Below are 24,579 nucleotides of genomic sequence, written 5' to 3' on the forward strand. Positions count from 1 at the left end.
CGCGTCAATATAGGCGGTTCAACCAAGACACCAAGGGGGCGACATGATCAGACGGTTCGGGCAACCTCCGCGCACCGATCAAATCTATCGGTTGCGGCCAGGGTGCTATGGGGTTTTGCTTAAGGGGCGGGATGTATTATTGACCCACCAAATCAGCCCAACATCCGAGATACAGCTTCCCGGTGGCGGGATGGACCAAGGCGAGTCGCCAATGGCCACTCTCCATCGGGAAGTTCTTGAAGAAACCGGGTGGCGGATCGCGCCAATCCGGCGGCTGGGCGCGTTTTGCCGTTTTACCTATATGCCAGAGTACGACATGTGGGCCCAAAAGCTGTGTCAGATCTATCTGGCACGCCCCGTGATCCAGCTTCATCCACCGACGGAACCAGATCATCAGGCGGTTTGGCTACCGCTGGCCGAAGCCATCCCTGCCTTGGCAAATAGTGGGGACCGGCATTTCGCGGCGAAGCTTCTTTAACGGTATTCCAACATCACAGCAGAAACATCATCATCCAGCGCCGCGCCGGCCTGCCGTTGTGTCAGCTGCCAAAACAGATCGTCCAGAACGTCTGGTCCGGTAAGTTGGTGGCTCCGCTTCAGCATCCTGGCAAGCCCGTCCTCTTCCAGCATCTCGCCATCCGCGCAGACAGCTTCTGTAAATCCATCCGAATAAAGCAGCAGGCGATCACCGGGATTCAGTTGGACCTCAAAAGAGTCGTAGTCCGCATCGGCAACCAAACCGATGGGCAATCCGCCGGTACCAATAAACTCGATCTCGCCGTCTGATCTCTGTATGACCGGATGCGGATGCCCGGCCTGTACCAACCGCAAACGCCCCGAGTTGAGGTCGGCCACACCAAAGATCATGGTGAAGTATTCCTCCACGCCGGTGTCAGACAAAAGCCGATCATTCAGAATGCGCGCGACCTCATCCGGTTGGCGCAGCGCATAGAACTTTTCAAATCGGTGTTTCAAAGCAATGTTCTGCTCCGGAAAGCGCGCATTCAGGTAACCCGCCAGCCGCGCAGTCATCATCGCCGACGTGATACCGTGACCAGAGACATCTATACTATAGAAACCAAGCTGGTTCTCGCTCGGAGAAAACATCCCAACCAGATCGCCCCCGACATGTCCGCAGGGCTTCAACAGCATGGAAAGTTGGGATTCCCCGTATTTACGATGCCGCTCCGGCACCAGGGCTTCCTGAATTTTTCGCGCCTGCATCAAATCGCGATCAATGATGTCATGATGACGCTGGAGTTTCTCAAGCGCATCCCGAATCAATTCGTTCTTTTCGTTCAGTTCCTGTTCCATGTGCAGCACGCGTTCACCCGCCGAAAGGCGTGCGCGCAATTCGCTGGCATTGACTGGTTTGGTCAGAAAATCGTCAGCGCCAACTTCCAGCCCGCTGACCACCTCGTTGGTTTCAGACTTCGACGTCAGCAGAATGAAGTAGCCATAGCTTTCGCGGGGCATCTCGCGGAATTTTTTGCAAAACTCCAACCCTGACATGCCCGGCATGATCCAGCCACTAATGATGAAATCAACGGTGTTGGATGCACAATACTCCAGCGCCTCGGCGGCTGAAGACGCCTCTGCCACCTGATATCCCCATTTCGCCAGCAACGCCTTCAGGATGCGTCGTTGAACACGGCTTTCGTCCACCAACAAGACGACACGTAACGTATCCGCAGCCGGCGCAACGGGCTGGCCAGGCATAGTTTTCGGTATGATGCTCACTAGATCCCTCAGTTTCATAATCCGGCCTGTTCATCTTTACGTCCGCGGCCTTAACGACGTGTGAAGACCTCAAAAGATCGGGCCTTCTGCAAGTTACCGGTTGTTAAGAACTTCGCAGTAACTTGAGGCTCTGTTGGAGGGGTTTGTATCGGTATGGAGAAGACCAGATGATCAATTGGGGTCGCGTGGAAGAACTTAAGGAAGAAGTCGGCGCGGAGGCATTTGGCGAAGTCATTGAACTGTTTTTGGAGGAAGTCGACGAAGCGACAAATCGTATCGCCGAAACAAAAGACCGTTCAACTCTGCCCGATGATCTGCACTTTCTGAAAGGCGCCGCAATGAACCTGGGTTTTGCCGAGTTCGCCGCCATCTGCGCTGAATATGAACGCACGGCAAAGACTGACGGAAACGACGCGCCTGACATAGGTTTGTTGGTGACTTGCTATGCTGAATCAAAGTCTATTTTTATGGACCAAATCAGCGGTCTGAATGCCGCTTAAAGCACAAATTGTGCCAGTAGCTCGTCCTCGGTAATATCCTTATAGACCAACCCTTCGGCTTCCATTTTTGCGAAAAGCTTCTCGAAGTTCTGTGCACGGCTTGTTTCAATACCAATCAGCACCGAGCCAAAGTTGCGCGCGGATTTCTTAAGGTATTCGAAACGGGCAATGTCGTCTTCGGGGCCCAACATTTCCAGAAAATCACGCAACGCGCCGGGGCGTTGTGGCAACCGCAGGATAAAGTATTTTTTGACACCCGTGTATCTCTGAGCACGCTCTTTTACTTCAGGAAGGCGCTCAAAATCGAAGTTACCGCCAGAGGTGACGCAGACAACGGTCTTTCCTTTGATCTCATCAGCCAGTTCCGGCAATACATCAACCGACAGCGCTCCTGCGGGTTCTAATACAATGCCCTCGACGTTCAACATCTCGAGGATCGTCACACAAATACGATCTTCGGGCGCCGCCAGCACGTCATTTAGCGGAACATCCTGAAGCGCCGCAAACGGATGGCTTCCGATCCGCGCAACCGCAGCGCCATCAACGAATGTGTCAACTTGATCCAATGCCACAGGCTGGCCCGCCGCCAAGGCCGCGCGCAACGAAGCGCCGCCAAGCGGCTCGGCAAATTTTAAAGACGTCGCTGGCGCAACAGCACTAAAAAGCTGCTTCACCCCGGCCGACAACCCGCCACCACCCACCGGAAGCACGACAAGATCAGGCGCCTTTGGCAATGCATCCAGTAACTCAACTCCGACCGAGGCCTGACCTTCGATCACATCTACATCGTCAAAAGGTGCCAGAAAATGTCCGCCCGAACGAGTGCAATGCGCCTGAGCCTCGGCCAGAGTGTCATCGAAGTAATCCCCAATCAGCCGGATTTCGATGGCGTCGCCGCCAAAGATCTTGGTCTTGTCGATCTTTTGCTGAGGTGTCGTGACCGGCATAAAGATCACACCTTTCACCCCGAAATGTCGGCAAACAAAAGCCACGCCCTGCGCGTGATTGCCTGCGCTTGCGCAGACAAAAAGATCTTGATCAGGCTGCTCAGCAAGCACCTTGCGCATGGCATTAAACGCGCCACGAATTTTATAGGACCTGACCGGCGACAGATCCTCGCGCTTCAACCAAATCTCTGCACCAAACCGCGCGGAAAGATGATCGTTGCGCTGCAAAGGCGTCGCCGGAAACAGATCGCGCATCGCTTGTTCCGCGGCGCGGGCGTTGGTCTCAAAATCAGTCATACACCTTGAGTGACCGAACCCCCCGGCCAACGCAAGCCCATGCGGCGAATTGGGACATTCAGATCAGCTCTCGTCCTTCGACGTAGTGACCATAAAGCGTGGTCAGCACGCTCATGTTGATGACCGTCAATACCGGCTGGGTCGCGATCTGAACTGCAACGCCAAGAAATGGTGTGATGAGAGTTCCACCCAACGACAGGCCAGAGAGCAACATCCCAAGCACCATGCTTAGAAAATAGCACAGTACGATTGGCCAAGTTGACCCACGCGTGGCCTCCCAAGCTTCCCTAACAGTAAGCTTTCGTCCGATCGCCGCTGCCGGGAGCACAACGCTTGCCCGCAAGAAAAAAACGCTGAATACCAACATCATTAGAAGCGGCACCAGCCCGAGCACCGGACTATTCGTCACGGCGACCAGCGCCCAAAGTAGCACCGCGACAGGAATCATACACACCACCCCGATCAACGACAGCAGGAGTATCTTGCCAACATAAGACATCATTGCATTCATATGCGGCTTGGGCAGAGCACCCACAGGGCGTTCCTCCAACAAAACAAACCTGTGCCATGCCACAGCGACCCAGATGAAGGTAAAAACTATCAGCAAAAACGCTGTTAGAATGAATATCGGGTTCGGGCCCTGTGCCGGTTGAGCGCTTGCATCCAATTCTTCGAAGCTAAGTCCCGACATATACATGGCGCCGACAAACACAGCCGCAGCGATCAAGACGGGTGGTACCAAAATTCTCAACACTGTTCCGAAATTTCCAAAAACCATGCGCAACGCATGTGTGAAAATCTTAAAGCCCTTCAAAGCAAATCCTTTCAGTTGAAACCGCACACAAGCTATCGCCTTTTGCTGTCGCACAACAAGCCATTTCCCGTGATCACCTTGCCCTTACGCGCAAAACCCGTTATCGCCCGCGCGATACCCCGATTGCAGGAGCTCCTATGTCCGCGCCCAAGAAAGTTGTTCTGGCCTATTCCGGTGGCCTTGATACCTCGATCATCCTCAAATGGTTGCAGACCGAATACGGCTGCGAGGTCGTGACCTTTACCGCTGACCTTGGTCAGGGCGAGGAGTTGGAACCGGCGCGCGAAAAGGCGATCATGCTGGGGATCAAGCCGGAGAACATCTATATCGAAGACCTGCGCGAAGAGTTTGTGCGTGATTTCGTCAACCCGATGTTCCGCGCCAATGCGCAATACGAAGGCCTGTACCTGCTGGGCACTTCAATCGCGCGTCCGCTGATTTCGAAGCGTCTGATCGAAATCGCTGAAGAAACCGGTGCCGATGCCATCGCCCACGGCGCCACCGGCAAAGGCAATGATCAGGTGCGGTTCGAACTGGCCGCTTACGCGCTGAACCCGTCGATCAAGGTGATCGCGCCTTGGCGTGAATGGGATCTGACCAGCCGTACCAAGCTGCTGGAATTCGCCGAATTGAACCAGATCCCCGTTGCCAAAGACAAACGTGGCGAGGCGCCCTTCAGCGTTGATGCCAACCTGCTGCACACCTCGTCCGAGGGTAAAGTGCTGGAAGACCCGGCCGAAGATGCGCCCGATTACGTCTATCAGCGCACCGTCCACCCCGAAGATGCACCGGACGAGGCTGAGTTCATCGAGATCGGCTTTGAAAAAGGCGATGCAGTCGCAATCAACGGCAAGCCTGTGACGGCGGCTGAGATGCTGACGCAACTAAACGAATACGGTCGTAAGCACGGCATTGGCCGTCTGGACCTGGTCGAAGGCCGGTTTGTGGGCATGAAATCGCGCGGTATCTATGAAACCCCGGGCGGCACCATTCTGCTGGAAGCCCATCGCGGGATCGAATCCATCACCATGGACCGCGGCGCGATGCATCTGAAAGACCAGCTGATGCCGCAATACGCCGAAGCCATCTATAATGGTTTCTGGTTCTCGCCCGAGCGTGAGATGCTGCAAGCCGCCATCGACAAGTCGCAAGAACATGTCACCGGCACCGTTCGGCTGAAGCTATACAAAGGCTTGGCCCGCACCGTTGGTCGGTGGTCCGATCACAGCCTGTACTCCGAAGCGCATGTAACGTTTGAGGATGATGCGGGCGCCTATGACCAGAAAGACGCAGCTGGATTTATCCAGCTAAACGCGCTGCGTTTGAAACTTTTGGCCGCGCGCGACAAGCGTCTGAAGGGCTAAAACCCGGAAAACCCGCCAAAACGCCGCCTTCGGGCGGCGTTTTTGTTTCAATTGATCGAACCTGCGTGAGCTCACATCCATGTCAGTTCCCTGTGCACTGCACGCAAGAGTATGGTCTTGGCAACAAAGGAGCTTGCCATGACATCCGCAGTTCAGAACTTTAAATCCATCACCTTGATGGTCGCCATTGCTATCGGATTACTTGCCCATTGCTCGGCCGCTAACGCTGCGCCGAACGAAAAGGCCTATGTGGCTGGTGGATGCTTTTGGTGCGTCGAATCCGATTTCGAGAGCGTAAAAGGTGTGAAAGAGGTTGTGTCAGGCTTCGCTGGCGGAACGGTCGCGAACCCGACCTACAAGCAGGTCGTGCGTGGTGGCACCGGGCATTACGAGGCTGTCGAAATCACCTATGACCCCGATCAGATCAGCTATGAAACTTTGCTGGATCTGTTCTTTCGCAGCGTTGATCCGACGGATGCCGGCGGGCAGTTTTGCGACCGCGGCCAAAGCTATGCCACAGCGATTTTCGTCTCTAACTCGGCAGAACGCGCCGCTGCAAAGGCGGCAGTCGCCAAAGCACAATCCGCTTTGGGCAAGAAGGTCGTGACCCCAATTCTGGACGCTGGCCCGTTCTATGCCGCCGAAAAGTACCATCAGGACTATTACAAAAAGCGCGATATCGTTGTTACCCGCTTTGGCCCGAAATCGAAGGCCGAAGCCTATAAGCGCTATCGCAAGGCCTGCGGTCGCGATGCAAAAGTAAAGGCGCTTTGGGGCAAACAAGCACCGTTCGCCGACGCTCACTGATCGTTCAGAAAACTTTGGATTTCTTCTAATCCGGGCATGGCCGCTGCCGTGCCCGGTTTCGTTACCTGAAGAGCAGAGGCCGCAACGGCAAAACGCAGAACATCAGTCCCCGGCAAGCCCCGGTCCATCGCCGCTGCCAAAGCGCCGGTGAAACAATCCCCAGCGCCGGTGGTGTCAATCGGGCCAACCTCAAACCCGGGCTGCGCAATCTCTGACCCGCTCTTGCACCAAACTGCGCCTCGCGCGCCCAGGGTAATGACCGTCTGAGGCAGTTCGGCCGCACCCAACGCCTCGTGCAACTGCTGGGCCTCTACCTCGTTCATCACCAACATGTCGATGTAGGGCAAGACCGCTTGAACGGCCCGTACATCAAAGGGCGCGGCGGAATAGATCACAAACAGTCCCTTTTCCCGCCCAATACGGGCGGCATCCGCTTGGGCAGAGGTTTCGTTCTGCAACAACAAAACATCGCCAACCTTGGCGAAACGCAGAGCGGCTTCGGCATCAGCGCCGGTCAGCCTGCGGTTCGCGCCGGGGACAATTACGATGCTGTTTTCGGCGTCAGGATCAACGCAAATCACCGCATGGCCAGACGGTTCTGCCAGTTTCACAACATTCGAAGTATCGACCCCAAAACTACCCAAAGCAGCGCGGGCCCATTCACCACCTGCTCCAACGGCGCCTCCGTGAAACACCTTGGCGCCAGCCCGCGCAGCAGCAACAGATTGATTGGCGCCCTTGCCCCCCAATCCTGTTCGATAGGTTTTCGCAGCGATCGTTTCCCCCGGCGCAGGCAAATGCGCCACTTCATAGAAGTGGTCGATATTAATCGAGCCGAGGTTAAAAACCGCCATTAACCCACCTTGCTTGCCGCCATCAGGGCCATGTTCATAATGTCATTCACCGTGGACACGGTCGAACAGATCTGGATTGGCTTATCAACACCGGTCAGGATCGGGCCGATTACCGTTGCACCGGCCATTTCCTGCATCAGCTTTACCGAGATCGACGCCGAGTGGCGCGCCGGTACGACCAGTACGTTCGCCGGACCGGTCAAGCGCGAGAACGGATAAGCCTCCATCGCGGACTTGTTCAGTGCCACGTCGACGGCCATCTCGCCCTCATACTCGAAATCAACGCCGCGTTCGTCCAAAACCTGCGGAGCGATGTGCATCTTGTGTGCACGTTCCGACACCGGATAGCCAAAAGTCGAGAAGCTGACAAAGGCCACGCGCGGCACAAGCCCAAGGCTGCGCGCCACACCGGCTGCGCGTTCGGCAATATTGGCCAAATCGTTTTCATCCGGCCATTCATGCACCAATGTATCGGCAATCAGCACGATGCGGCCCTTGTGCAAAAGCGCCGTCACACCCACAGCACCATCCTTGGCGCTGGCGTCGAAAACATTGTTGATGAGCTCAAGCACATGCGCTGATTTCCGGGTCGCGCCAGTAATCAGACCATCGCCATGCCCGTGCGCCAGCATCAAGGACGCGAACACATGACGGTCACGCGCGGCCAGTTTGCGGATGTCCATCCGGTCATAGCCTTTGCGCTGGAGACGCTCATACAAGAAGTCCTGATAGGTATCGAGGTGCGTGGTGTTGGCGGCGTTCACGATCGTAAGCTCACGCAGCGCATCGCCCATCCCGGCTGTTTCCATCAGCTCTTTGACCGTGGTTTCACGGCCAACAACCAGCGCCTGACCATAGCCAGTGCGTTGATACTGAACGGCGGCGCGCAATACGCGCACGTCGTCGCCCTCGGCAAAGATCATCCGGGCCTGTTTGGATTTCGCACGGGCCGAAATACCGCGCAAAACGCTGGCAGTCGGGTCAACCCGCGCCTTCAGCTGTTCCGCATAGCCTTCCAGATCGACAATCGGACGGCGGGCGACGCCGGTGTCCATACCCGCCCGCGCCACGGCAGGTGGGATCATATAGATCAGGCGCGGATCAAACGGCGTGGGGATAATGTAATCGCGGCCAAAGCTAAGTTTGCGGCCATAGGCCATTGCGACCTCGTCTGGCACGTCCTCACGCGCCATTTCAGCCAAAGCTTCGGCGCAGGCGATCTTCATCTCGTCATTGATGGCGCGAGCGTTGATATCCAACGCGCCTCGGAACAGATAAGGGAAACCCAGCACGTTGTTTACCTGGTTCGGATAGTCCGAACGACCGGTGGCAACAATCGCGTCGGTGCGCACGGCGTGGGCCTCTTCCGGGGTGATTTCCGGATCGGGGTTGGCCATGGCAAAGATCACCGGGTTGTCAGCCATGCTGGCGACCATATCCGGCGTCACAGCACCTTTGACCGACACGCCCAAAAACACGTCAGCACCATCCATGGCTTCTTCCAATGTGCGTGCATCGGTCACGGCGGCATGCGCAGACTTCCACTGGTTCATGCCTTCGGTGCGGCCCTGATAGATCACGCCCTTGGTGTCACACATGATGCAATTGTCATGCTTGGCGCCCATCGCCTTGATCAGTTCAAGGCAGGCAATCCCGGCAGCACCCGCACCGTTCAGAACGATACGGCAGTCTTCAATCTTTTTACCTGAAATATGCAGCGCATTGATCAGACCAGCGGCACAGATCACAGCAGTACCATGCTGGTCATCGTGGAAGACCGGAATATCCATCTCTTCCTTCAGGCGCTGTTCAATAATGAAACATTCGGGCGCTTTGATGTCTTCCAGATTGATCCCACCAAAGGTCGGACCCATCAGGCTGACGGCTTTGATGATCTCTTCGGGGTCTTCTGTGTCCAGTTCGATGTCGATGGCGTTGACGTCAGCAAAGCGTTTGAACAGAACCGCCTTGCCTTCCATCACGGGTTTCGACGCCAGGGCACCCAGGTTCCCCAGGCCCAGGATCGCGGTACCGTTTGACACCACGGCCACCATGTTACCCTTGGTCGTATAGTCGTAAGCAGTTTCCGGGGCTTCGGCGATGGCCTCAACCGGCACGGCGACACCCGGGCTGTAGGCCAGCGACAGATCGCGCTGCGTGGTCATCGGCGTGCTGGCGACAATGTCGAATTTCCCTGGAGCTGGCTCCAGATGATAGGCCAGTGCCTCTTCACGGGTGATCTTGGTATTACTTGCCATCGGTTGTCGCTCTCCTCGTCTCGTCTAGCCCTCTTAACGCCCTGCGCGCCCAGCCTCAACAAAAGAAGGGATTTCGGCTTTCACAGGAATCCCCACCTTTGTATGGTCTTGGAAACGCAGATCCGGGGGAATTTAGTGGCAGTCGCGAATGCAGGCGTAACGCCAGTGATGGCGCAGTTTCTGGAAATCAAAGAAGCACATAAAGATGCGCTTCTGTTTTTCCGTATGGGCGATTTCTATGAGCTGTTCTTTGACGATGCCGTTGCTGCGGCTGAGGCATTGGACATTGCCCTGACAAAACGCGGCAAACACCTTGGCGAAGACATCCCCATGTGTGGCGTGCCCCAACATGCCGCTGAAAACTATCTTTTGACGCTAATCCGCAAGGGCTTTCGGGTGGCAGTGTGTGAACAGATGGAGAGCCCGGCCGAGGCCAAGAAGCGCGGCTCGAAGTCTGTTGTACGGCGCGAAGTTGTGCGGCTGGTCACCCCCGGCACGTTGACCGAAGAAAGCCTGCTTGAAGCGCGCCGCCACAATTATCTTGCAGCTTTCGCCGAGGTGCGCGGCGAAAGTGCGTTGGCTTGGGTCGATATATCAACCGGCGCGTTCCGGGTAATGCCTTGCCCAAAGGTGCGACTGGCCCCCGAGCTGGCGCGCCTGACCCCACGCGAGGTGGTGGTTGTTGATCGTGTAGAGGGCGATTTGGCCGAATTAGTCTCTGAATCGGGCGCGTCTCTTACGCCACTTTCCCCGGCCAGTTTCGATTCTACAAATGCCACAGGGCGGCTGACCGGGCTGTTTAAAGTCGACAGTCTGGATGCGTTTGGCAATTTCAGCCGCGCGGAACTGTCTGCGATGGGTGCGATAGTCGATTATTTGGACATTACCCAAAAAGGCCGTTTGCCTTTGTTGCGCCCGCCCATGCGCGAACAGCCGGCGGGGAATGTTCAGATCGACGCGGCCACACGCAGAAATCTGGAGTTGACCGCAAGCCTTACAGGAGGGCGCGAAGGCTCGCTTCTTGCTGCTATTGATCGCACTGTCACGGCAGCCGGCGCGCGTTTGTTAGAACGCCGCATCTCGGCCCCGTCGCGCACGCTGAATACCATCAAGGCTCGGCTCGATTCTGTGCGTTTTGCAGTTGAACAGAGCCGCATTTCTGCTGACCTGCGCGACGCCCTGCGCAAGGTGCCGGACATTGACCGCGCGCTTTCCCGATTGGGTCTGGATCGCGGCGGACCCCGCGATCTTGCGGCCATTCGCAACGGATTGGAACAGGCCGGTACCATCGCACAGGATATGCCAGACGATGTGCCGCCTTTGTTGGCAGACGCTGCCAAGGCCTTGATCGGCCATGATGCCCTGTTGGATCTGCTGGATCATGCCCTGATTGCGGAACCGCCTTTGCTGGCCCGCGATGGCGGCTACATTGCGCCCGGATATGACGGTGAACTGGACGAATCCCGCACCCTGCGCGACGAAGGGCGCAGTGTTATCGCCGGGATGCAGGCTGAATATTCAGCTATGACAGGCGTGCAGTCGCTTAAGATCAAGCACAACAACGTGCTGGGTTATTTCATCGAAACCACCGCAAAACACGCGGACATGATGCTCTCGGCCCCATTGTCGGAAACCTTTATCCATCGTCAGACCACAGCCAACGCTGTGCGTTTCACAACGGTTGAACTGTCTGAACTGGAAACCAAGATCCTGAACGCCGGGAACCGCGCGCTTGAAATCGAAAAGCGAATATTCGAGACCTTGCGCCATGCGGTCATGGATCAGGCTGCACAGATTGGGCAGGCCGCCAGCGCCTTGGCTGAGATTGATCTGGCCACATCCTTCGCCGATCTGGCCATAGGCGAAAACTGGTGCGCGCCGGTGGTTGATGACAGCCGGGCGTTCGACATCAAAGGTGGCCGGCATCCGGTTGTAGAAAACGCGCTGCGCAAACAGGGTGGCGCGCCGTTCATCGCCAATGATTGTGACCTCAGCGCGGATCAAGAGGCCGCAATATGGTTGCTAACTGGCCCAAACATGTCAGGTAAATCGACATTCCTGCGTCAGAACGCCTTGATCGCCCTGCTGGCGCAAGCTGGCAGTTATGTACCCGCAGCGTCGGCCCATATCGGGCTGGTATCACAGATTTTCAGCCGGGTCGGGGCCTCGGACGATCTGGCACGAGGCCGATCTACCTTTATGGTCGAGATGGTCGAAACAGCGGCGATCCTGAACCAAGCCGATGATCGTGCTATCGTGATTCTAGATGAAATCGGCCGTGGCACCGCCACCTATGACGGGCTGTCCATCGCCTGGGCCACGCTGGAACATCTGCATGGCGTTAACCGTGCTCGCGCCCTGTTCGCAACGCATTACCACGAGATGACAACGCTGGCCGGGCAGTTGGACGGCGTGGAAAACGCCACCGTCGCAGTGCGTGAATGGGAAGGCGATGTGATCTTTCTGCACGAGGTCCAGAAAGGCGCAGCAGACCGATCTTACGGTGTTCAGGTCGCTAAATTGGCGGGACTACCAGACACAGTAGTGGCGCGCGCCCGTGTCGTGTTGGATGCGCTGGAAAAAGGCGAACGAGATGGCGGCGGGCAAAAGGCTGTGATTGACGATCTACCACTGTTTGCCGCGACACCGGCGCCAGCGCCTGTTGCATCAACCAAGCCCAGCGCTGTCGAAGACGCATTGCAAGACACTCACCCAGACGAACTGACCCCACGCGAAGCGTTGGATTTGGTGTATCGACTGAAGGGTTTGCTGGAATAAGAAAAGGCGGCCAAAGCCGCCCTTTAAATTACGATGCCGGGGTCGAGGAAACGCCGACCTGCGCAGGCCGCAGCAAACGCTCGTGCAACATAAAGCCGCGAGTCATCACTTGGATGATTTCACCTGCTTTAGTACCGGGCACCGGGGCTTCGAACATTGCTTCATGCATCTGCGGATCAAACGTATCCCCGAGTTCGGGATACACTTCGGAAATCCCGTGCTTTGAGAACACGCTTAGCAGTTCGCGCAAGGTCAGCTCTACGCCTTCGATCAGGGCCTTATTTGCATCGCGCTGATCTTCTTCGACTGCTTCCAAAGCACGGTTCAGGTTATCATAAACTGGCAGCATATCCCGCGCCAGCTTTGAACCACCGTATTGCTCGGCCTCGCGCCGATCACGCTCGCCACGCTTGCGCGAATTTTCGGCGTCCGCCAGCGCTCGCATAAAGCGGTCTCGCATATCGTCACGCTCAGCGCGCAGCGTTTCGACCTCTTCATCTGCGCTATCCAGCGCATCCAGATCGACTTCCTGTTCAAGCATGTCGTCCAGCGACAGCTCTTCTTTGTTCTGTTCGGCGTCAGCCATCGTCTACCTCTTGCCCTGGTCCGAGATCAGTTTCCCGACCAGCTGAGCGGTGTAGTCCACAATCGGTACAATCCGGCCATAGTTCAGCCGCGTCGGTCCGATCACGCCCACAGCGCCAATGATCTTACGGTCAGCGTTCATATAGGGAGAGACCACCAGAGAGGAACCCGAAAGTGAAAAAAGTTTGTTTTCCGAGCCAATAAAAATACGTACGCCTTCGCCCTGCTCGGTCAGTTCCAGAAAATCGGCGATATCACGTTTGCGTTCCAGGTCATCAAACAACTCGCGAATGCGTTCTAATTCGGTTGCTTCGGTCGAATCATCCAAAAGATTCGAGCGCCCACGCACGATCAGCCGTTCATAGGATTGGCCTTCGTTTTCCCACATAGCCAGACCGCTTTCGACCATCTGACGCGCCAAAACATCAAGTTGCTGGCGATGTTCCGAAATTTCACGCGCTATCGCATCGCTTAGTTCAGACAGCGTACGCCCCTCGGCCAGTGCATTCAGAAAATTCGCTGCCTCGCGCATAGAGCTGGGCGTTTGCCCGGCAGGGGGTTGAAACACGCGGTTTTCGACGTGACCATCAGCAAATACCAGCACCACAAGAGCGCGATCATGGGCTAAGCTGACAAACTCGATATGGCGGATTGGTGCTTCGTGCTTGGGTGTCAGAACAAGGCTTGCACCATGAGTCGCACCCGACAAAGCCGAACCAACACGATCCAGCATGCTGCCGACATCACTTTCGCCTTCTCCGACGGTCGCATGAATTGAATCCCGGTCGGACTCGTCCAGATCACGGACTTCCAAAAGCCCGTCAACAAACATCCGCAAGCCCGTTTCGGTTGGCATGCGCCCGGCACTGACATGCGGGCTACCCAATAAACCCAGATACTCCAGGTCCGCCATGGCATTGCGGATCGTTGCAGCAGACACCTTTTCGCTCATGGTTCGGGTCAAACTGCGCGAGCCAACAGGCTCTCCAGTTTCAAGATAGCCTTCGACCACCCGGCGAAACACCTCGCGAGAGCGTTCGTTCATTTCGTTTAGTATCTGAGCCTTTTGCGACATCTGGCCCTTCCCGTTGTACGGACGCCATTAAAATGCATGTGTTCGCGGCGTCAATCGGGCTTGCATCAAAAGCCGCCACATGGGAGCAAAGCGCAACTTAGATATAAAGGAAGATCTGATGCGCCCTTCAGGCCGTGATGTAAGCGAAATGCGCCCGATTTCAATCGAAACCAACGTGACCAAGCACGCCGAAGGCTCGTGCCTGATCAAGATCGGCGACACGCATGTTCTGTGCACCGCTTCGTTGGAAGCACGCGTTCCACCGTTCCTCCGCAATTCGGGTCTTGGGTGGGTGACGGCCGAATATGGCATGCTGCCACGTTCGACTGGGTCGCGCATGCGGCGCGAGGCCACAGCGGGCAAACAAGGCGGTCGTACGGTTGAAATTCAACGCTTGATTGGACGCAGCCTGCGTGCTGGCGTGGATCGCGTTGCGATGGGCGAACGCCAGATCACCGTTGATTGCGACGTCATCCAAGCTGACGGAGGCACCCGTTGCGCCGCGATCACTGGTGGCTGGGTTGCCTTGCGTCTGGCCGTAAACAAGCTGATGAAAGCGGGCGATATTATCTCGGATCCGCTGACCGATCATGTCGCGGCGGTGTCTTGCGGCGTTTATGCCGGCCAGCCGGTGCTTGATCTGGACTATCCCGAAGATTCCGACGCTGGCGTGGATGGCAACTTTGTCCTGACCGGCGCGGGCAAAATGATCGAAGTACAGATGTCGGCCGAAGGCTCTACCTATAGCCGGGACCAGATGAACACGCTGCTCGATCTTGCTGAAAAAGGCATATCCGAGCTGGTCGTTGCCCAGAAACAAGCGACGGAGAGCTAAATGCGCACCTTCACCGACGAGAAACTGCTGATTGCCACCCATAACAAGGGCAAGCTGGCCGAGATCGAGGCGCTTTTGGCGCCTTTCGGCATCAGTGTGACCTCCGCCGGTGAAATGGGCCTCCCCGAACCTGAAGAGACTGAAGACACGTTCATCGGCAATGCCCGGATCAAAGCCCACGCCGCGTGCAAGGCCACCGGCCTGCCCGCGCTGGCCGATGATTCCGGAATTGAAATCGACGGTTTGGGTGGCGCGCCGGGCGTTTATACAGCCGATTGGGCTGAAACAGGCAATGGTCGTGACTTTGTTATGGCCATGACCCGGTCATGGGAAGAACTTGAAGCCGCCAAGGCCCCCTTCCCTCGCACCGCTCGGTTCTGCTGTACATTCGTGCTGGCCTGGCCCGATGGGCATGATGAAGTTTTCGAAGGTTTCGCGCCCGGCCATATCGTTTGGCCCATGCGCGGTCTTGAAGGCCACGGTTACGATCCGATTTTCCAGCCTGAAGGGTATGACATCACCTTTGGCGAAATGGACGCGGGTCTGAAAAACAACATCAGTCATCGCGCAGATGCCTTCCGCAAGCTGGTTTCGGTTTTTGAGCGCTGATGATTGGCAAAACGGAGGCTTCGGCCTCTACCTGCACTGGCCCTTCTGTCAGGCCAAATGTCCATATTGTGATTTTAACAGCCACGTTGCCGCAGAAATCGACCAATCTCGCTGGAAGAGTGCCTATTTATCCGAAATTCACCGTGTCGGAAAACTGACCAAGGGCCGGGTTTTAAACACAGTGTTTTTCGGCGGGGGCACCCCATCTTTGATGGATCCGGCTCTTGTCGCCGCGATACTTGAAGAGATCCATAAAACCTGGCCTACTTCCAATGCCTTGGAAGTCACGCTTGAAGCAAACCCAACCTCTGTCGAGGCGGGCAAGTTTCAGGGCTTCCGACAAGCTGGGGTGAACCGGCTGTCCATGGGCGTACAATCCCTAAACGATGATGATTTGCGCCGTCTGGGGCGCATGCATAACGTACAAGAAGCAATTCAAGCCTTTGATATTGCTAAGAAAAACTTTGATCGTGTTAGTTTTGACCTTATCTATGCACGCCAGGATCAAACGGTGGAGAATTGGCGCGCCGAGCTTAAAGAAGCGCTGTCGATGGCCGTGGACCACTTGTCGATGTACCAGCTGACGATCGAATCCGGCACGGCTTTTGGTGACCGCTATGCGCGAGGCAAGCTCGGCGGTTTGCCAGATGACGACAGCGCAAGCGAGATGTATTTCGTCACGCAGGAAGAGTGCGAAAAGGCGGGCATGCCAGCCTACGAAGTGTCTAATCACGCTGAAATAGGTTCTGAATCGCGTCACAACCTGATCTATTGGCGGTATGGCGATTATGCGGGAATTGGACCCGGCGCGCATGGGCGGCTGACGATGAACGGGCAGCGCTATGCGACGGATACCCCGCTATCGCCAGAAAAGTGGCTTCAGCGTGTCGAAAACCACGGCAGCGGGGACAACCCTCACACCGCATTGTCAATCTCTGAACAAGCGGTCGAATTTCTGTTGATGGGCCTTCGTCTAGCCGAGGGCATCGACACAAACCGGTTTGAGCGCCTCTCAGGCGCGCCGCTAGATGCTGAAAAGCTCGACTCATTGCTGGAGATCGGCATGATCAGCCTTGAAAATCATCGGCTCCGCGCCACATCGCAAGGGCGTGCCGTGCTGAACGCCGTGCTACGAGAGCTTATACCGGGGTAACCGATGCGATTGATCTGGATGCTATTAGGATTGTGTTGCGTAGGTCTTGGCGCGATTGGCGCCGTGTTGCCTCTTTTGCCAACGGTGCCGTTTTTGTTGTTGGCCGCTTTCTTCTTCGCCCGCTCTTCTGACACGCTTCACAATTGGCTGCTGACACATCCGCGCTTTGGCCAGCCGATCATCGACTGGCACGAAAAAGGCGCCATTCGGCGCCCGGTTAAGTGGGTGGCCACGGCGTCTATCCTGTTGGCATTTGGACTTGCGGCCGCAATGGGCGTGCGGCCTACGATTTTGATGATTCAAGCCGCAACCCTGTGTTGCGTGGCGCTGTTTATTTGGACCCGTCCAGAGGTGTAGCCGTTAGAACACGGCACAGCTCGTCCAAGTCTTCCAATGTTTTGTAAGAGATCGTCAACTTGCCGTGTTCTTGTCCGGTGGCGTGATCAATCAGCACCTTCATTCCCAGGTTGGCCGAAAGATCTTGTTCAAGCTGCTTGGTGTCAGCGTCTTTGTCAGCCTTGGGCGCAGAGGGCTTTGCTGCTGGCTTGGGCCCCTTGGCAAGCTTTTCCGTCTCGCGCACAGACAAGCCCTTGTTGATCACCGTGCGCGCCAACGCCGATGGATCATCCGTGGTGATCAGGGCGCGTGCATGCCCCGCCGAAAGCTGACCCACGCGCAGAAACTCCTGAACATCTTCGGGCAGCTGCAACAAGCGCATCAGGTTGGCAATGTGGCTCCGACTTTTCGAGAGCGCCTCGGCTAGCTTTTCTTGCGTGTGACCGAAACGATCCATCAGCTGACGATAGCCCAGCGCCTCTTCGATCGGATTTAGATCAGCGCGCTGAATATTCTCAATGATCGCCACTTCCAACACTTCGGTGTCGTCGAAATCTCGGACGATGATCGGCACTTCGTGTTGTTGCGCCATTTGTGACGCGCGCCAACGACGTTCACCCGCCACGATTTCATAGGTATCGGCCCGGCGCTTGTTCGGGCGCACGATCAGGGGCTGGATAACGCCCTTCTCTTTGATTGATTCCGCGAGCTCCTGCAACGCTTCCTCGGCGAAATGTCTGCGTGGCTGATCCGGGTTAGGCACCAGCTTTTCAACCGGCACCACCAAGTCAGAACGCCGGGGCGCGTCGGGACTTGCCGGGGCTTCGGAGTCAGCAGACAGGTTAACATCGGCCATCAAGGCAGACAGACCACGGCCAAGGCCTCGTTTTTCGGGCTTCTTGCTCATTTTTCCTCCTTAGGCGGCGCGGGTCAGCATTTCCTGCGCCAGCTCTTTATAGGCAATCGCTCCGCGCGAGTTCGGATCATAATCCTGGACAGGCATCGCAAAAGATGGCGCTTCGGACACCCGAACGTTGCGCGGAATCACCGTATTGAACACCAGCTCGCCCAAATATTCACGCGCGTCATTTTCAACCTGCTGCGATAGGTTGTTTCGACCATCATACATGGTCAGGACAACGCCTTCGATGCGGAGATCCGGGTTGGCGGTTTGGCGCAGCTCGCGGACGGTCAGCATCAGCTGAGACAATCCTTCGAGTGCATAAAACTCGGACTGCAGCGGCACCAGCACGGAATGCGCCGCAACCATGGCGTTCACCGTCAACAAAGACAGCGAAGGAGGGCAATCAATCAGAATGTAGTCCAGATTATAGGCGTCAATGTCTGTCTGACGCAGCGCATCATGCAGCAAGAAGCTTCGCTTTTCGTTCGAAACCATTTCAATGTCGGCGGAAGAGAGGTCTGTGGTCGCCGGCGCGATCCACAAGCCAACGGTTTCGGTGCTGTGCACCACATCGCTTAGGGGCGCTTCATCTAACAAAAGATCATATGTCGTACGGGTACGCTGACTTGGATCAATCCCCAAGCCGGTCGAGGCGTTGCCCTGTGGGTCAAGATCAACGATCAGAACCCGCTTGCTTTCACCAACCAGCGCTGCGGCCAAATTTATCGTTGTGGTGGTCTTTCCAACGCCGCCCTTTTGATTAACGACAGCGATGATCTTAGGGCCTGTGGGTCGGGTCGGATCAGACACGGCTCAGCTCTCCAATGCTCAGAATGACGGCGCGGGTGTCCGTCGTGCTAGGAGTTTTTTGAACGTTGAAACGCCATGTTGCAAGCGCCGCGTCGATCTCTTGTTGGTAATTTTCGCCCTTAAGGAAAATCGCCTTTCCGCTGTGGTTCAAATGCCTCTTTGCAAAGCTCAGCAGCATTTCCAAAGAGGCCAATGCACGGGCTGAAACCACATCTGCGTTCAAAGGTGTGACTTCTTCGATTCGATCCGCGATAACCTCTGCGGATACGCTGGTTTCGCGCGCCACCGTGCGCAAGAATGTCGCCTTGCGCTGATCGCTTTCAACAAGGGTAACTTTCATGTCCGGGGCGCGCTCGGCCGCCAAAATGGCAACCACCATGCCCGGAAAGCCGCCGCCGCTCCCTAGATCGACCCAGTGCTTTGCCCCCTGCCCCAATTCAAAAACTTGTGCGGAATCCAGGATATGGCGCGACCAAGCGTCTTTGAGGGTGGACTTCGCTACCAGATTGATCGCCGGGTTCCACTTGCGCAGCAAGGCCTCATAGCTCTCAAGCCGGTCTAATGTTTCACGTGAAACATCGAGGGTCATGCAGATTTCCGCCCCGCCTGTCGTACTTTGGCAAGAAGCAAAGTCAGCGCAGCCGGGGTCATGCCCTCGACGCGCGCCGCCTGACCCAAGGTTTCCGGCTTAGCGCGCTCCAGCTTCAGGCGCAGTTCGTTCGAAAGCCCCTGCAAGCCCTCATAGGTGAAATCTTGCGGGATATGCTGCGCCTCATCCCGCTTCATCGCGGCCACATCCTGTTCTTGGCGTTTAATGTAATTGGCATAGAGCGCGTCTTTTTCGATCTGCTCGCGGATTGGTCGTGAATTATGCGCAAGCTCTGGCGCGAGCCCGATAACGTCCTCGAACCCGATATCCGGGAAAGCAAGCAAATCCATTCCCGAACGGCGAGTACCATCGGCGTTGACCTTGATCCCCGCCTCAGTCAACTGCTTGGGCGAAAGCGCCATTGCCTCCAGAACATCACGCGCCTTCGTGATCTTTTCCATTTTTTCACTGAAAGCCCGTGCGCGCTCTGGGCGTACACAGCCCCATGTCAGCCCTTTAGGCGTCAGCCGTTGGTCGGCATTGTCAGCCCGCAGGCTCAGCCGGAACTCGGCGCGCGACGTGAACATGCGGTACGGCTCGCTGACGCCACGCGTCACCAGATCATCAATCATCACGCCGATATAGCTGTCCGTGCGGCTAAAGGTGATTTCTTCGCCACCCTGCGCCAAGCGCGCGGCATTCAAACCAGCCACAAGCCCCTGCGCCGCGGCCTCTTCATATCCGGTTGTTCCGTTGATTTGCCCTGCCAGGAACAGCCCCGGCACATCGCGCAGCTGTAGCGTCTGCATCAGCGCGCGCGGATCGACGTAGTCATATTCGATGGCATAGCCCGGTTGCAGGATTTTCGTACCCTCGAGGCCGCGGATAGAATGAACGTAATCGTGCTGCACATCTTCGGGCAAAGAGGTCGAAATGCCGTTGGGATAAACCGTGTGGTCATCCAGCCCTTCGGGTTCGAGGAAAATTTGGTGCGAGTCCTTATCGGCAAACCGCACGATTTTATCCTCGATCGAAGGGCAATAGCGCGGCCCTACCCCGTCAATATGGCCACCATACATGGCCGAGCGATCCAGATTGTCGCGGATGATCTGATGGGTTTTTTCATTCGTGTGGGTGATTCCGCAGGCCACCTGCCGCACGAAAGGCTTTTCCGAGAGGAAAGAAAACAGCACCGGCTCATCATCACCCGGCTGTTCTTCAAGGATATCCCAATTGATCGTCCGTCCATCCAAACGTGGTGGTGTGCCGGTTTTCAGTCGCCCAAGTGGCAGGCCAAAACCGTCAATCCGCTCGGCCAGTTTGACTGAGGGCTTATCGCCCATCCGCCCGCCAGCACGCTGGACATCGCCAATATGGATCACGCCGCGCAGGAAGGTGCCGGTGGTCAACACCACGGCTCCGGCATGCAATTCAGACCCATCCCCAAGGACCAACCCGGCAACGCGTTCGCCGTCCATGATCAAATCGGTGGCTTCGCCTTCGATCACCTCCAGCGAAGGCGTCACTTCGATGAACGACTGCATCGCTTGCGCATAAAGTTTGCGGTCTGCCTGCGCGCGCGGGCCTTGCACAGCGGGGCCTTTACGACGGTTCAACAGGCGGTATTGGATGCCAGCCCGGTCTGCCACCTGCCCCATCAGCCCGTCCAGCGCATCCACCTCGCGCACAAGATGACCCTTACCCAATCCACCGATTGCCGGGTTGCACGACATCACGCCAAGGTCGCCAAAGCGCAGGGTCACCAGCGCCGTCCGCGCACCCATACGCGCGGCAGCATGGGCCGCATCCGCGCCCGCGTGGCCACCACCGACCACCACAACGTCAAAGTCGCGATGTTTCACGTGAAACACTCCTTACTTGCCAAGACAGAAGCTGGCGAAGATCTCGTCGAGGATATGTTCGACATCCACGCGGCCCACCAAGCTGTCCAACGCCCGGATCGCATTGCGCAATTCCTCGGCGGCCAACTCATCCAAACCAAGGCCTCCTAATACATGATTCCGCGCCAGATCAATAGAGGTTAGCGCGCGCACAATCGCCACCCTGTGGCGCTCCCGCGTGGCGGTTACGGCGCGCGCTGCTTGGGTCTCAAGAATAGCGGCAATCCGTTCGACCAGCTCGGGCACGCCCTGCCCGGTTTTGCCCGACACTGCGCTATCGACGTGACCCCGTAAATCGCCCTTCCCACGCAAGACGATATCGCCCTCCAACGGCGCCAAACCTTCGGCCTTGCCGGTTTCGTCCATAAGGAAAACCCGAAGGTCCGCCGCCATCGCCCGATCCCGCGCGCGGTCAATCCCGATGCCTTCAACTACGTCGTCTGTGTCGCGCAGTCCGGCCGTATCCAGCACCGTTACCGGCAAACCGCGCAAATCCATGCGCACTTCGATCACATCACGCGTTGTTCCGGCAAATTCCGAGGTAATCGCGGCCTCGCGACCCGCTAAAGCATTGAGAAGCGTAGATTTTCCCGCGTTTGGCGGCCCCACAATCGCCACTTCGAATCCCTCGCGGATACGTTCAGCGGCATGTACGCCCTCGGCCTCGCGTTTGAGGTCATTGTCAACGCGATCCAGCAGTTCCAACACCTCGGGCGACACATCTACCGGTACTTCTTCATCAGCGAAATCAATGGTGGCTTCCAGCAACGCAGCGGCGCGGATCAGATCAGATCGCCAGCTTTCTGCGCGCTTTCCAATGGCACCCGACAGCACGCGCAGCGCTTGCTTGCGCTGTGCCTCTGTCTCGGCCTCGATCAGGTCTGAAAGGCCTTCAACCTGCGCGATGTCCAGGCGTTCATTTTCCAAGGCGCGGCGGGTAAATTCGCCCGGCTCGGCCAAACGCAGATCAGGCATATCGCCCAACGTCCGCAACACGGCGGTAACAGTTGCGGGGCTGCCATGTGTGTGAAGTTCGACCACCTCTTCGCCGGTAAAGCTCGCGCCCTGTTCAAACCGGATCACCAACGCATCGTCCAGAATCTCTGTCCCCTGTTTCAGCGCCCGCATCACGGCGCGGCGCGGCGCAGGGACAGACGCTCCCAAAGCAGACAAGGCCGCACTTGCGTGCGGCCCCGAAATTCGGATGACAGCGACGCCCGCTTTACCGCGGGCCGTCGCCAAGGCGAAGATGGTATCCATCACATCCCCTTACGTGTTCATCGAGTCGAAGAACTCTCCGTTCGTTTTGGTTTGCTTCAGTTTGGAAATCAGGAATTCAATCGCATCGGTGGTGCCCATCGGGTTCAGGATACGACGCAGCACAAAGGTTTTCTGCAGATCTTTAGCATCGACCAGCAGCTCTTCTTTCCGGGTACCGGACTTCAGGATATCCATCGCCGGGAACACGCGCTTATCGGCAACCTTGCGGTCCAGCACGATTTCCGAGTTACCGGTGCCTTTGAATTCTTCAAAGATCACTTCGTCCATCCGGCTGCCCGTGTCGATCAGCGCGGTTGCAATGATGGTCAGCGAACCGCCTTCTTCGATGTTCCGGGCCGCACCAAAGAAACGCTTGGGGCGTTGCAGCGCATTGGCATCCACACCACCTGTCAAAACCTTGCCTGAGCTGGGAACAACCGTGTTGAAAGCGCGACCCAGACGGGTGATCGAATCCAGCAGGATCACTACATCGCGCTTGTGTTCGACCAAGCGTTTGGCTTTTTCGATCACCATTTCGGACACAGCAACGTGGCGTGTGGCGGGCTCATCAAACGTCGAAGACACGACTTCACCCTTCACCGAGCGCTGCATGTCAGTCACTTCTTCCGGGCGTTCATCGATAAGCAAAACGATCAGATAACACTCAGGATGGTTCTGTTCGATTGAATGGGCGATGTTCTGCAGCAGAACGGTCTTACCCGTCCGCGGCGGTGCCACGATCAGCGAACGCTGGCCCTTCCCGATCGGCGAAACCAGATCAATGATCCGGGCAGACCGGTCTTTAATCGTTGGGTCTTCGATTTCCATCTTCAGACGCTCATCCGGGTAGAGCGGCGTCAGGTTATCAAAGTTGATCTTGTGCTTTGCCTTCTCGGGCTCTTCAAAGTTGATCTGCGTGACCTTGGTGATAGCAAAGTAGCGCTCGTTCTCACGCGGGGCTTGCATCACGCCGTCAACGGTATCGCCAGTACGCAACGAATGCTTACGGATCATTTCCGTGGAAACATAGATATCGTCGGGACCGGGCAGATAGTTTGCTTCGGGTGAACGTAGGAAGCCAAAACCATCCTGCAGGACCTCCAAAACGCCATCGCCAGAGATCTCCCACCCTTCCTCCGCACGCTCGCGCAGGATTTGGAACATGATCTCGCCCTTCCGCATGGTGGAGGCGTTTTCGATCTCAAGCTCTTCGGCCATCGCCAACAAGTCCTTGGGCGTTTTGGCTTTCAGATCAGACAGATTCAGACATTCTTGGGTCATGGGAATAGGTACCGCAAACGACAACACTTGAGAATTTCAAGGCGTCTATGGAGTTCAGGGGAAAAGCGGGCAGGACAGCCCTTTGACCGGAGACATAGGGGTTTGGTTCTTCTGAGTCAACAAATCTCAGAATTTCACCACGACCGAGAAGACAATGACCAACATCAGGATCGTCGGTACTTCGTTCATCTTGCGATAAAAGGAACCCGTGTGATGGTTCTCACCTGCTGCAAAGAGCTTACGTTTTTTGCCACACCAGCCATGGAACCAAGACATTCCCAGTACACTGGCGCCCTTTGTATACGGCCATACAGAGCCCCAATCGACAATCCCGGGGGTCATGACCAATAACAGCCCAAACAGCCACACAGCAATCATGGAGGGGTTCATGATGAACTTCAGAAGCTTTCGCTCCATCGTTTGAAACAATTGATCTGTCTGTGAACCGGTTTCGACTTGTTCAGCATGATAGACATACAACCGAGGCAAATAGAAGATACCTGCCATCCAGGTGACTACAGCAATGATATGGAGCGCAAGGATCCATGGGTAAAGATTTGTCAGCAGGTCACCCAAGGCGCCATCCCTTTTCTAAGCCAGTCCCATCCTCTTACTAAATAAATAAATAATTAAAAGAAAAGATGATGATGATGTTGGGGCTGTGGATACTGTGGATTACTGATTTGTCCCAGTAGTTGCCCACAGCAGGGAAAACCGGTGGATAAGTCTGTATAAAAATAGAATATCTTTTACGAAGACAAATTATTGTTTATAAACAACATCTTAAATTGTAACGAATACGAAACATGGCGTGAGCTGAAGGTGAAGACTATCGGGGATAATCAGTTTTTTCCACCTATCCTAAATATAGGCTTTCCACGT

23 protein-coding genes are annotated in these 24,579 nt (G+C 56.2%); 9 read left to right on the top strand and 14 right to left on the bottom strand.

Going from position 1 to position 24,579, the window contains the following annotated elements:
* The first annotated feature begins 43 nt into the window (after positions 1 to 43).
* On the top strand, positions 44 to 478 hold the full coding sequence (locus ATO10_RS06215; RefSeq protein WP_035249472.1) for an NUDIX hydrolase: 435 nt from the start codon (positions 44 to 46) through the stop codon (positions 476 to 478).
* On the opposite strand, the gene ATO10_RS06220 is transcribed toward ATO10_RS06215, so the two are convergent.
* Positions 475 to 1,719, bottom strand: coding sequence for a PP2C family protein-serine/threonine phosphatase (locus tag ATO10_RS06220; RefSeq protein WP_035249474.1), 1,245 nt, complete (start codon positions 1,717 to 1,719; stop codon positions 475 to 477). The two genes, ATO10_RS06215 and ATO10_RS06220, sit on opposite strands and share 4 nt — an antisense overlap.
* Before the next feature lie 188 nt (positions 1,720 to 1,907).
* Here ATO10_RS06220 and ATO10_RS06225 point away from each other — a divergent pair, with 188 nt between their 5' ends.
* Positions 1,908 to 2,240: an Hpt domain-containing protein gene (locus ATO10_RS06225; protein ID WP_035249476.1), complete on the top strand. Its 333-nt coding sequence runs from the start codon at positions 1,908 to 1,910 to the stop codon at positions 2,238 to 2,240.
* Here ATO10_RS06225 and ilvA read toward each other — a convergent pair.
* Positions 2,237 to 3,484 carry a threonine ammonia-lyase IlvA gene (ilvA, locus tag ATO10_RS06230; RefSeq protein ID WP_035249478.1) on the bottom strand — a complete coding sequence of 416 codons (1,248 nt, stop codon included), beginning with the start codon at positions 3,482 to 3,484 and terminating at the stop codon, positions 2,237 to 2,239. The genes ATO10_RS06225 and ilvA overlap by 4 nt on opposite strands.
* 58 nt (positions 3,485 to 3,542) lie before the next feature.
* Positions 3,543 to 4,325, bottom strand: a complete 783-nt coding sequence (locus ATO10_RS06235) for a hypothetical protein (RefSeq protein WP_035249480.1) — start codon at positions 4,323 to 4,325, stop codon at positions 3,543 to 3,545.
* Between the two features lie 110 nt (positions 4,326 to 4,435).
* Here ATO10_RS06235 and ATO10_RS06240 point away from each other — a divergent pair, with 110 nt between their 5' ends.
* Entirely contained in the window at positions 4,436 to 5,662 is a 1,227-nt protein-coding gene (locus tag ATO10_RS06240; RefSeq protein ID WP_035249483.1) for an argininosuccinate synthase, read from the top strand.
* 138 nt (positions 5,663 to 5,800) lie between these two features.
* Complete coding sequence (gene msrA, locus ATO10_RS06245; protein WP_035249485.1) at positions 5,801 to 6,469, top strand: peptide-methionine (S)-S-oxide reductase MsrA; 669 nt, start codon at positions 5,801 to 5,803, stop codon at positions 6,467 to 6,469.
* Here msrA and ATO10_RS06250 read toward each other — a convergent pair.
* Positions 6,463 to 7,323, bottom strand: a complete 861-nt coding sequence (locus tag ATO10_RS06250; protein WP_035249487.1) for a ribokinase — start codon at positions 7,321 to 7,323, stop codon at positions 6,463 to 6,465. The two genes, msrA and ATO10_RS06250, sit on opposite strands and share 7 nt — an antisense overlap.
* Positions 7,323 to 9,581, bottom strand: coding sequence for an NADP-dependent malic enzyme (locus ATO10_RS06255; protein WP_035249489.1), 2,259 nt, complete (start codon positions 9,579 to 9,581; stop codon positions 7,323 to 7,325). The genes ATO10_RS06250 and ATO10_RS06255 overlap by 1 nt, the downstream gene beginning before the upstream one ends.
* A gap of 168 nt (positions 9,582 to 9,749) precedes the next feature.
* On the opposite strand from ATO10_RS06255, the gene mutS reads away from it, so the two are divergent.
* Complete coding sequence (gene mutS / locus ATO10_RS06260) at positions 9,750 to 12,359, top strand: DNA mismatch repair protein MutS (RefSeq protein ID WP_035249491.1); 2,610 nt, start codon at positions 9,750 to 9,752, stop codon at positions 12,357 to 12,359.
* A 28-nt stretch (positions 12,360 to 12,387) separates the two neighbouring features.
* Here mutS and ATO10_RS06265 read toward each other — a convergent pair whose 3' ends face one another.
* Both ATO10_RS06265 and hrcA read right to left on the bottom strand, forming a co-directional pair.
* Positions 12,388 to 12,945, bottom strand: a complete 558-nt coding sequence (locus ATO10_RS06265) for a nucleotide exchange factor GrpE (RefSeq protein WP_035249493.1) — start codon at positions 12,943 to 12,945, stop codon at positions 12,388 to 12,390.
* A 3-nt stretch (positions 12,946 to 12,948) separates the two neighbouring features.
* The gene (hrcA, locus tag ATO10_RS06270; protein ID WP_035249496.1) at positions 12,949 to 14,019 is read right to left on the bottom strand and encodes a heat-inducible transcriptional repressor HrcA; all 1,071 of its coding nucleotides are present in this window, start codon (positions 14,017 to 14,019) and stop codon (positions 12,949 to 12,951) included.
* Positions 14,020 to 14,137: 118 nt separating this feature from the next.
* Here hrcA and rph point away from each other — a divergent pair, with 118 nt between their 5' ends.
* From rph to ATO10_RS06290, 4 genes are read left to right on the top strand one after another with little or no spacing between them, the layout of a single operon-like run.
* Positions 14,138 to 14,854, top strand: coding sequence for a ribonuclease PH (gene rph, locus ATO10_RS06275; protein WP_035249498.1), 717 nt, complete (start codon positions 14,138 to 14,140; stop codon positions 14,852 to 14,854).
* Positions 14,855 to 15,463: an RdgB/HAM1 family non-canonical purine NTP pyrophosphatase gene (rdgB, locus tag ATO10_RS06280; protein WP_035249500.1), complete on the top strand. Its 609-nt coding sequence runs from the start codon at positions 14,855 to 14,857 to the stop codon at positions 15,461 to 15,463.
* The gene (gene hemW, locus ATO10_RS06285; protein WP_051597982.1) at positions 15,426 to 16,616 is read left to right on the top strand and encodes a radical SAM family heme chaperone HemW; all 1,191 of its coding nucleotides are present in this window, start codon (positions 15,426 to 15,428) and stop codon (positions 16,614 to 16,616) included. Before rdgB ends, hemW begins: the two co-directional genes overlap by 38 nt.
* A gap of 3 nt (positions 16,617 to 16,619) precedes the next feature.
* Complete coding sequence (locus ATO10_RS06290; protein WP_035249501.1) at positions 16,620 to 16,973, top strand: YbaN family protein; 354 nt, start codon at positions 16,620 to 16,622, stop codon at positions 16,971 to 16,973.
* On the opposite strand, the gene ATO10_RS06295 is transcribed toward ATO10_RS06290, so the two are convergent.
* From ATO10_RS06295 to hemJ, 7 genes are all read right to left on the bottom strand, one after another.
* Positions 16,948 to 17,859 carry a ParB/RepB/Spo0J family partition protein gene (locus tag ATO10_RS06295; protein ID WP_035249502.1) on the bottom strand — a complete coding sequence of 304 codons (912 nt, stop codon included), beginning with the start codon at positions 17,857 to 17,859 and terminating at the stop codon, positions 16,948 to 16,950. The genes ATO10_RS06290 and ATO10_RS06295 overlap by 26 nt on opposite strands.
* 9 nt (positions 17,860 to 17,868) lie before the next feature.
* A complete protein-coding gene (locus tag ATO10_RS06300) occupies positions 17,869 to 18,666 on the bottom strand; it encodes a ParA family protein (RefSeq protein ID WP_035249504.1) in 798 nt (265 codons plus the stop codon).
* Positions 18,659 to 19,255, bottom strand: a complete 597-nt coding sequence (rsmG, locus tag ATO10_RS06305; protein ID WP_035249506.1) for a 16S rRNA (guanine(527)-N(7))-methyltransferase RsmG — start codon at positions 19,253 to 19,255, stop codon at positions 18,659 to 18,661. Before rsmG ends, ATO10_RS06300 begins: the two co-directional genes overlap by 8 nt.
* The gene (gene mnmG, locus ATO10_RS06310; protein WP_081806446.1) at positions 19,252 to 21,126 is read right to left on the bottom strand and encodes a tRNA uridine-5-carboxymethylaminomethyl(34) synthesis enzyme MnmG; all 1,875 of its coding nucleotides are present in this window, start codon (positions 21,124 to 21,126) and stop codon (positions 19,252 to 19,254) included. The genes rsmG and mnmG overlap by 4 nt, the downstream gene beginning before the upstream one ends.
* Before the next feature lie 3 nt (positions 21,127 to 21,129).
* Positions 21,130 to 22,416: a tRNA uridine-5-carboxymethylaminomethyl(34) synthesis GTPase MnmE gene (gene mnmE, locus ATO10_RS06315; RefSeq protein WP_035249508.1), complete on the bottom strand. Its 1,287-nt coding sequence runs from the start codon at positions 22,414 to 22,416 to the stop codon at positions 21,130 to 21,132.
* Between the two features lie 9 nt (positions 22,417 to 22,425).
* Positions 22,426 to 23,697 carry a transcription termination factor Rho gene (gene rho, locus ATO10_RS06320; RefSeq protein ID WP_035249510.1) on the bottom strand — a complete coding sequence of 424 codons (1,272 nt, stop codon included), beginning with the start codon at positions 23,695 to 23,697 and terminating at the stop codon, positions 22,426 to 22,428.
* Positions 23,698 to 23,823: 126 nt separating this feature from the next.
* Positions 23,824 to 24,273, bottom strand: coding sequence for a protoporphyrinogen oxidase HemJ (gene hemJ, locus ATO10_RS06325; RefSeq protein WP_035249511.1), 450 nt, complete (start codon positions 24,271 to 24,273; stop codon positions 23,824 to 23,826).
* Positions 24,274 to 24,579 lie beyond the last annotated feature (306 nt).

Source organism: Actibacterium atlanticum, assembly GCF_000671395.1.
GTDB classification, from domain to species: domain Bacteria; phylum Pseudomonadota; class Alphaproteobacteria; order Rhodobacterales; family Rhodobacteraceae; genus Actibacterium_D; species Actibacterium_D atlanticum.

Coding starts and splice junctions, on each gene's coding strand:
- ATO10_RS06215 (WP_035249472.1), top strand. CDS start 44: ATGATCAGACGGTTCGGGCAACCTCCGCGCACCGATCAAATCTATCGG.
- ATO10_RS06220 (WP_035249474.1), bottom strand. CDS start 1,719: ATGCCTGGCCAGCCCGTTGCGCCGGCTGCGGATACGTTACGTGTCGTC.
- ATO10_RS06225 (WP_035249476.1), top strand. CDS start 1,908: ATGATCAATTGGGGTCGCGTGGAAGAACTTAAGGAAGAAGTCGGCGCG.
- ilvA (WP_035249478.1), bottom strand. CDS start 3,484: ATGACTGATTTTGAGACCAACGCCCGCGCCGCGGAACAAGCGATGCGC.
- ATO10_RS06240 (WP_035249483.1), top strand. CDS start 4,436: ATGTCCGCGCCCAAGAAAGTTGTTCTGGCCTATTCCGGTGGCCTTGAT.
- msrA (WP_035249485.1), top strand. CDS start 5,801: ATGACATCCGCAGTTCAGAACTTTAAATCCATCACCTTGATGGTCGCC.
- ATO10_RS06250 (WP_035249487.1), bottom strand. CDS start 7,323: ATGGCGGTTTTTAACCTCGGCTCGATTAATATCGACCACTTCTATGAA.
- ATO10_RS06255 (WP_035249489.1), bottom strand. CDS start 9,581: ATGGCAAGTAATACCAAGATCACCCGTGAAGAGGCACTGGCCTATCAT.
- mutS (WP_035249491.1), top strand. CDS start 9,750: ATGGCGCAGTTTCTGGAAATCAAAGAAGCACATAAAGATGCGCTTCTG.
- ATO10_RS06265 (WP_035249493.1), bottom strand. CDS start 12,945: ATGGCTGACGCCGAACAGAACAAAGAAGAGCTGTCGCTGGACGACATG.
- hrcA (WP_035249496.1), bottom strand. CDS start 14,019: ATGTCGCAAAAGGCTCAGATACTAAACGAAATGAACGAACGCTCTCGC.
- rph (WP_035249498.1), top strand. CDS start 14,138: ATGCGCCCTTCAGGCCGTGATGTAAGCGAAATGCGCCCGATTTCAATC.
- rdgB (WP_035249500.1), top strand. CDS start 14,855: ATGCGCACCTTCACCGACGAGAAACTGCTGATTGCCACCCATAACAAG.
- hemW (WP_051597982.1), top strand. CDS start 15,426: ATGCCTTCCGCAAGCTGGTTTCGGTTTTTGAGCGCTGATGATTGGCAA.
- ATO10_RS06290 (WP_035249501.1), top strand. CDS start 16,620: ATGCGATTGATCTGGATGCTATTAGGATTGTGTTGCGTAGGTCTTGGC.
- ATO10_RS06295 (WP_035249502.1), bottom strand. CDS start 17,859: ATGAGCAAGAAGCCCGAAAAACGAGGCCTTGGCCGTGGTCTGTCTGCC.
- rsmG (WP_035249506.1), bottom strand. CDS start 19,255: ATGACCCTCGATGTTTCACGTGAAACATTAGACCGGCTTGAGAGCTAT.
- mnmE (WP_035249508.1), bottom strand. CDS start 22,416: ATGGATACCATCTTCGCCTTGGCGACGGCCCGCGGTAAAGCGGGCGTC.
- rho (WP_035249510.1), bottom strand. CDS start 23,697: ATGACCCAAGAATGTCTGAATCTGTCTGATCTGAAAGCCAAAACGCCC.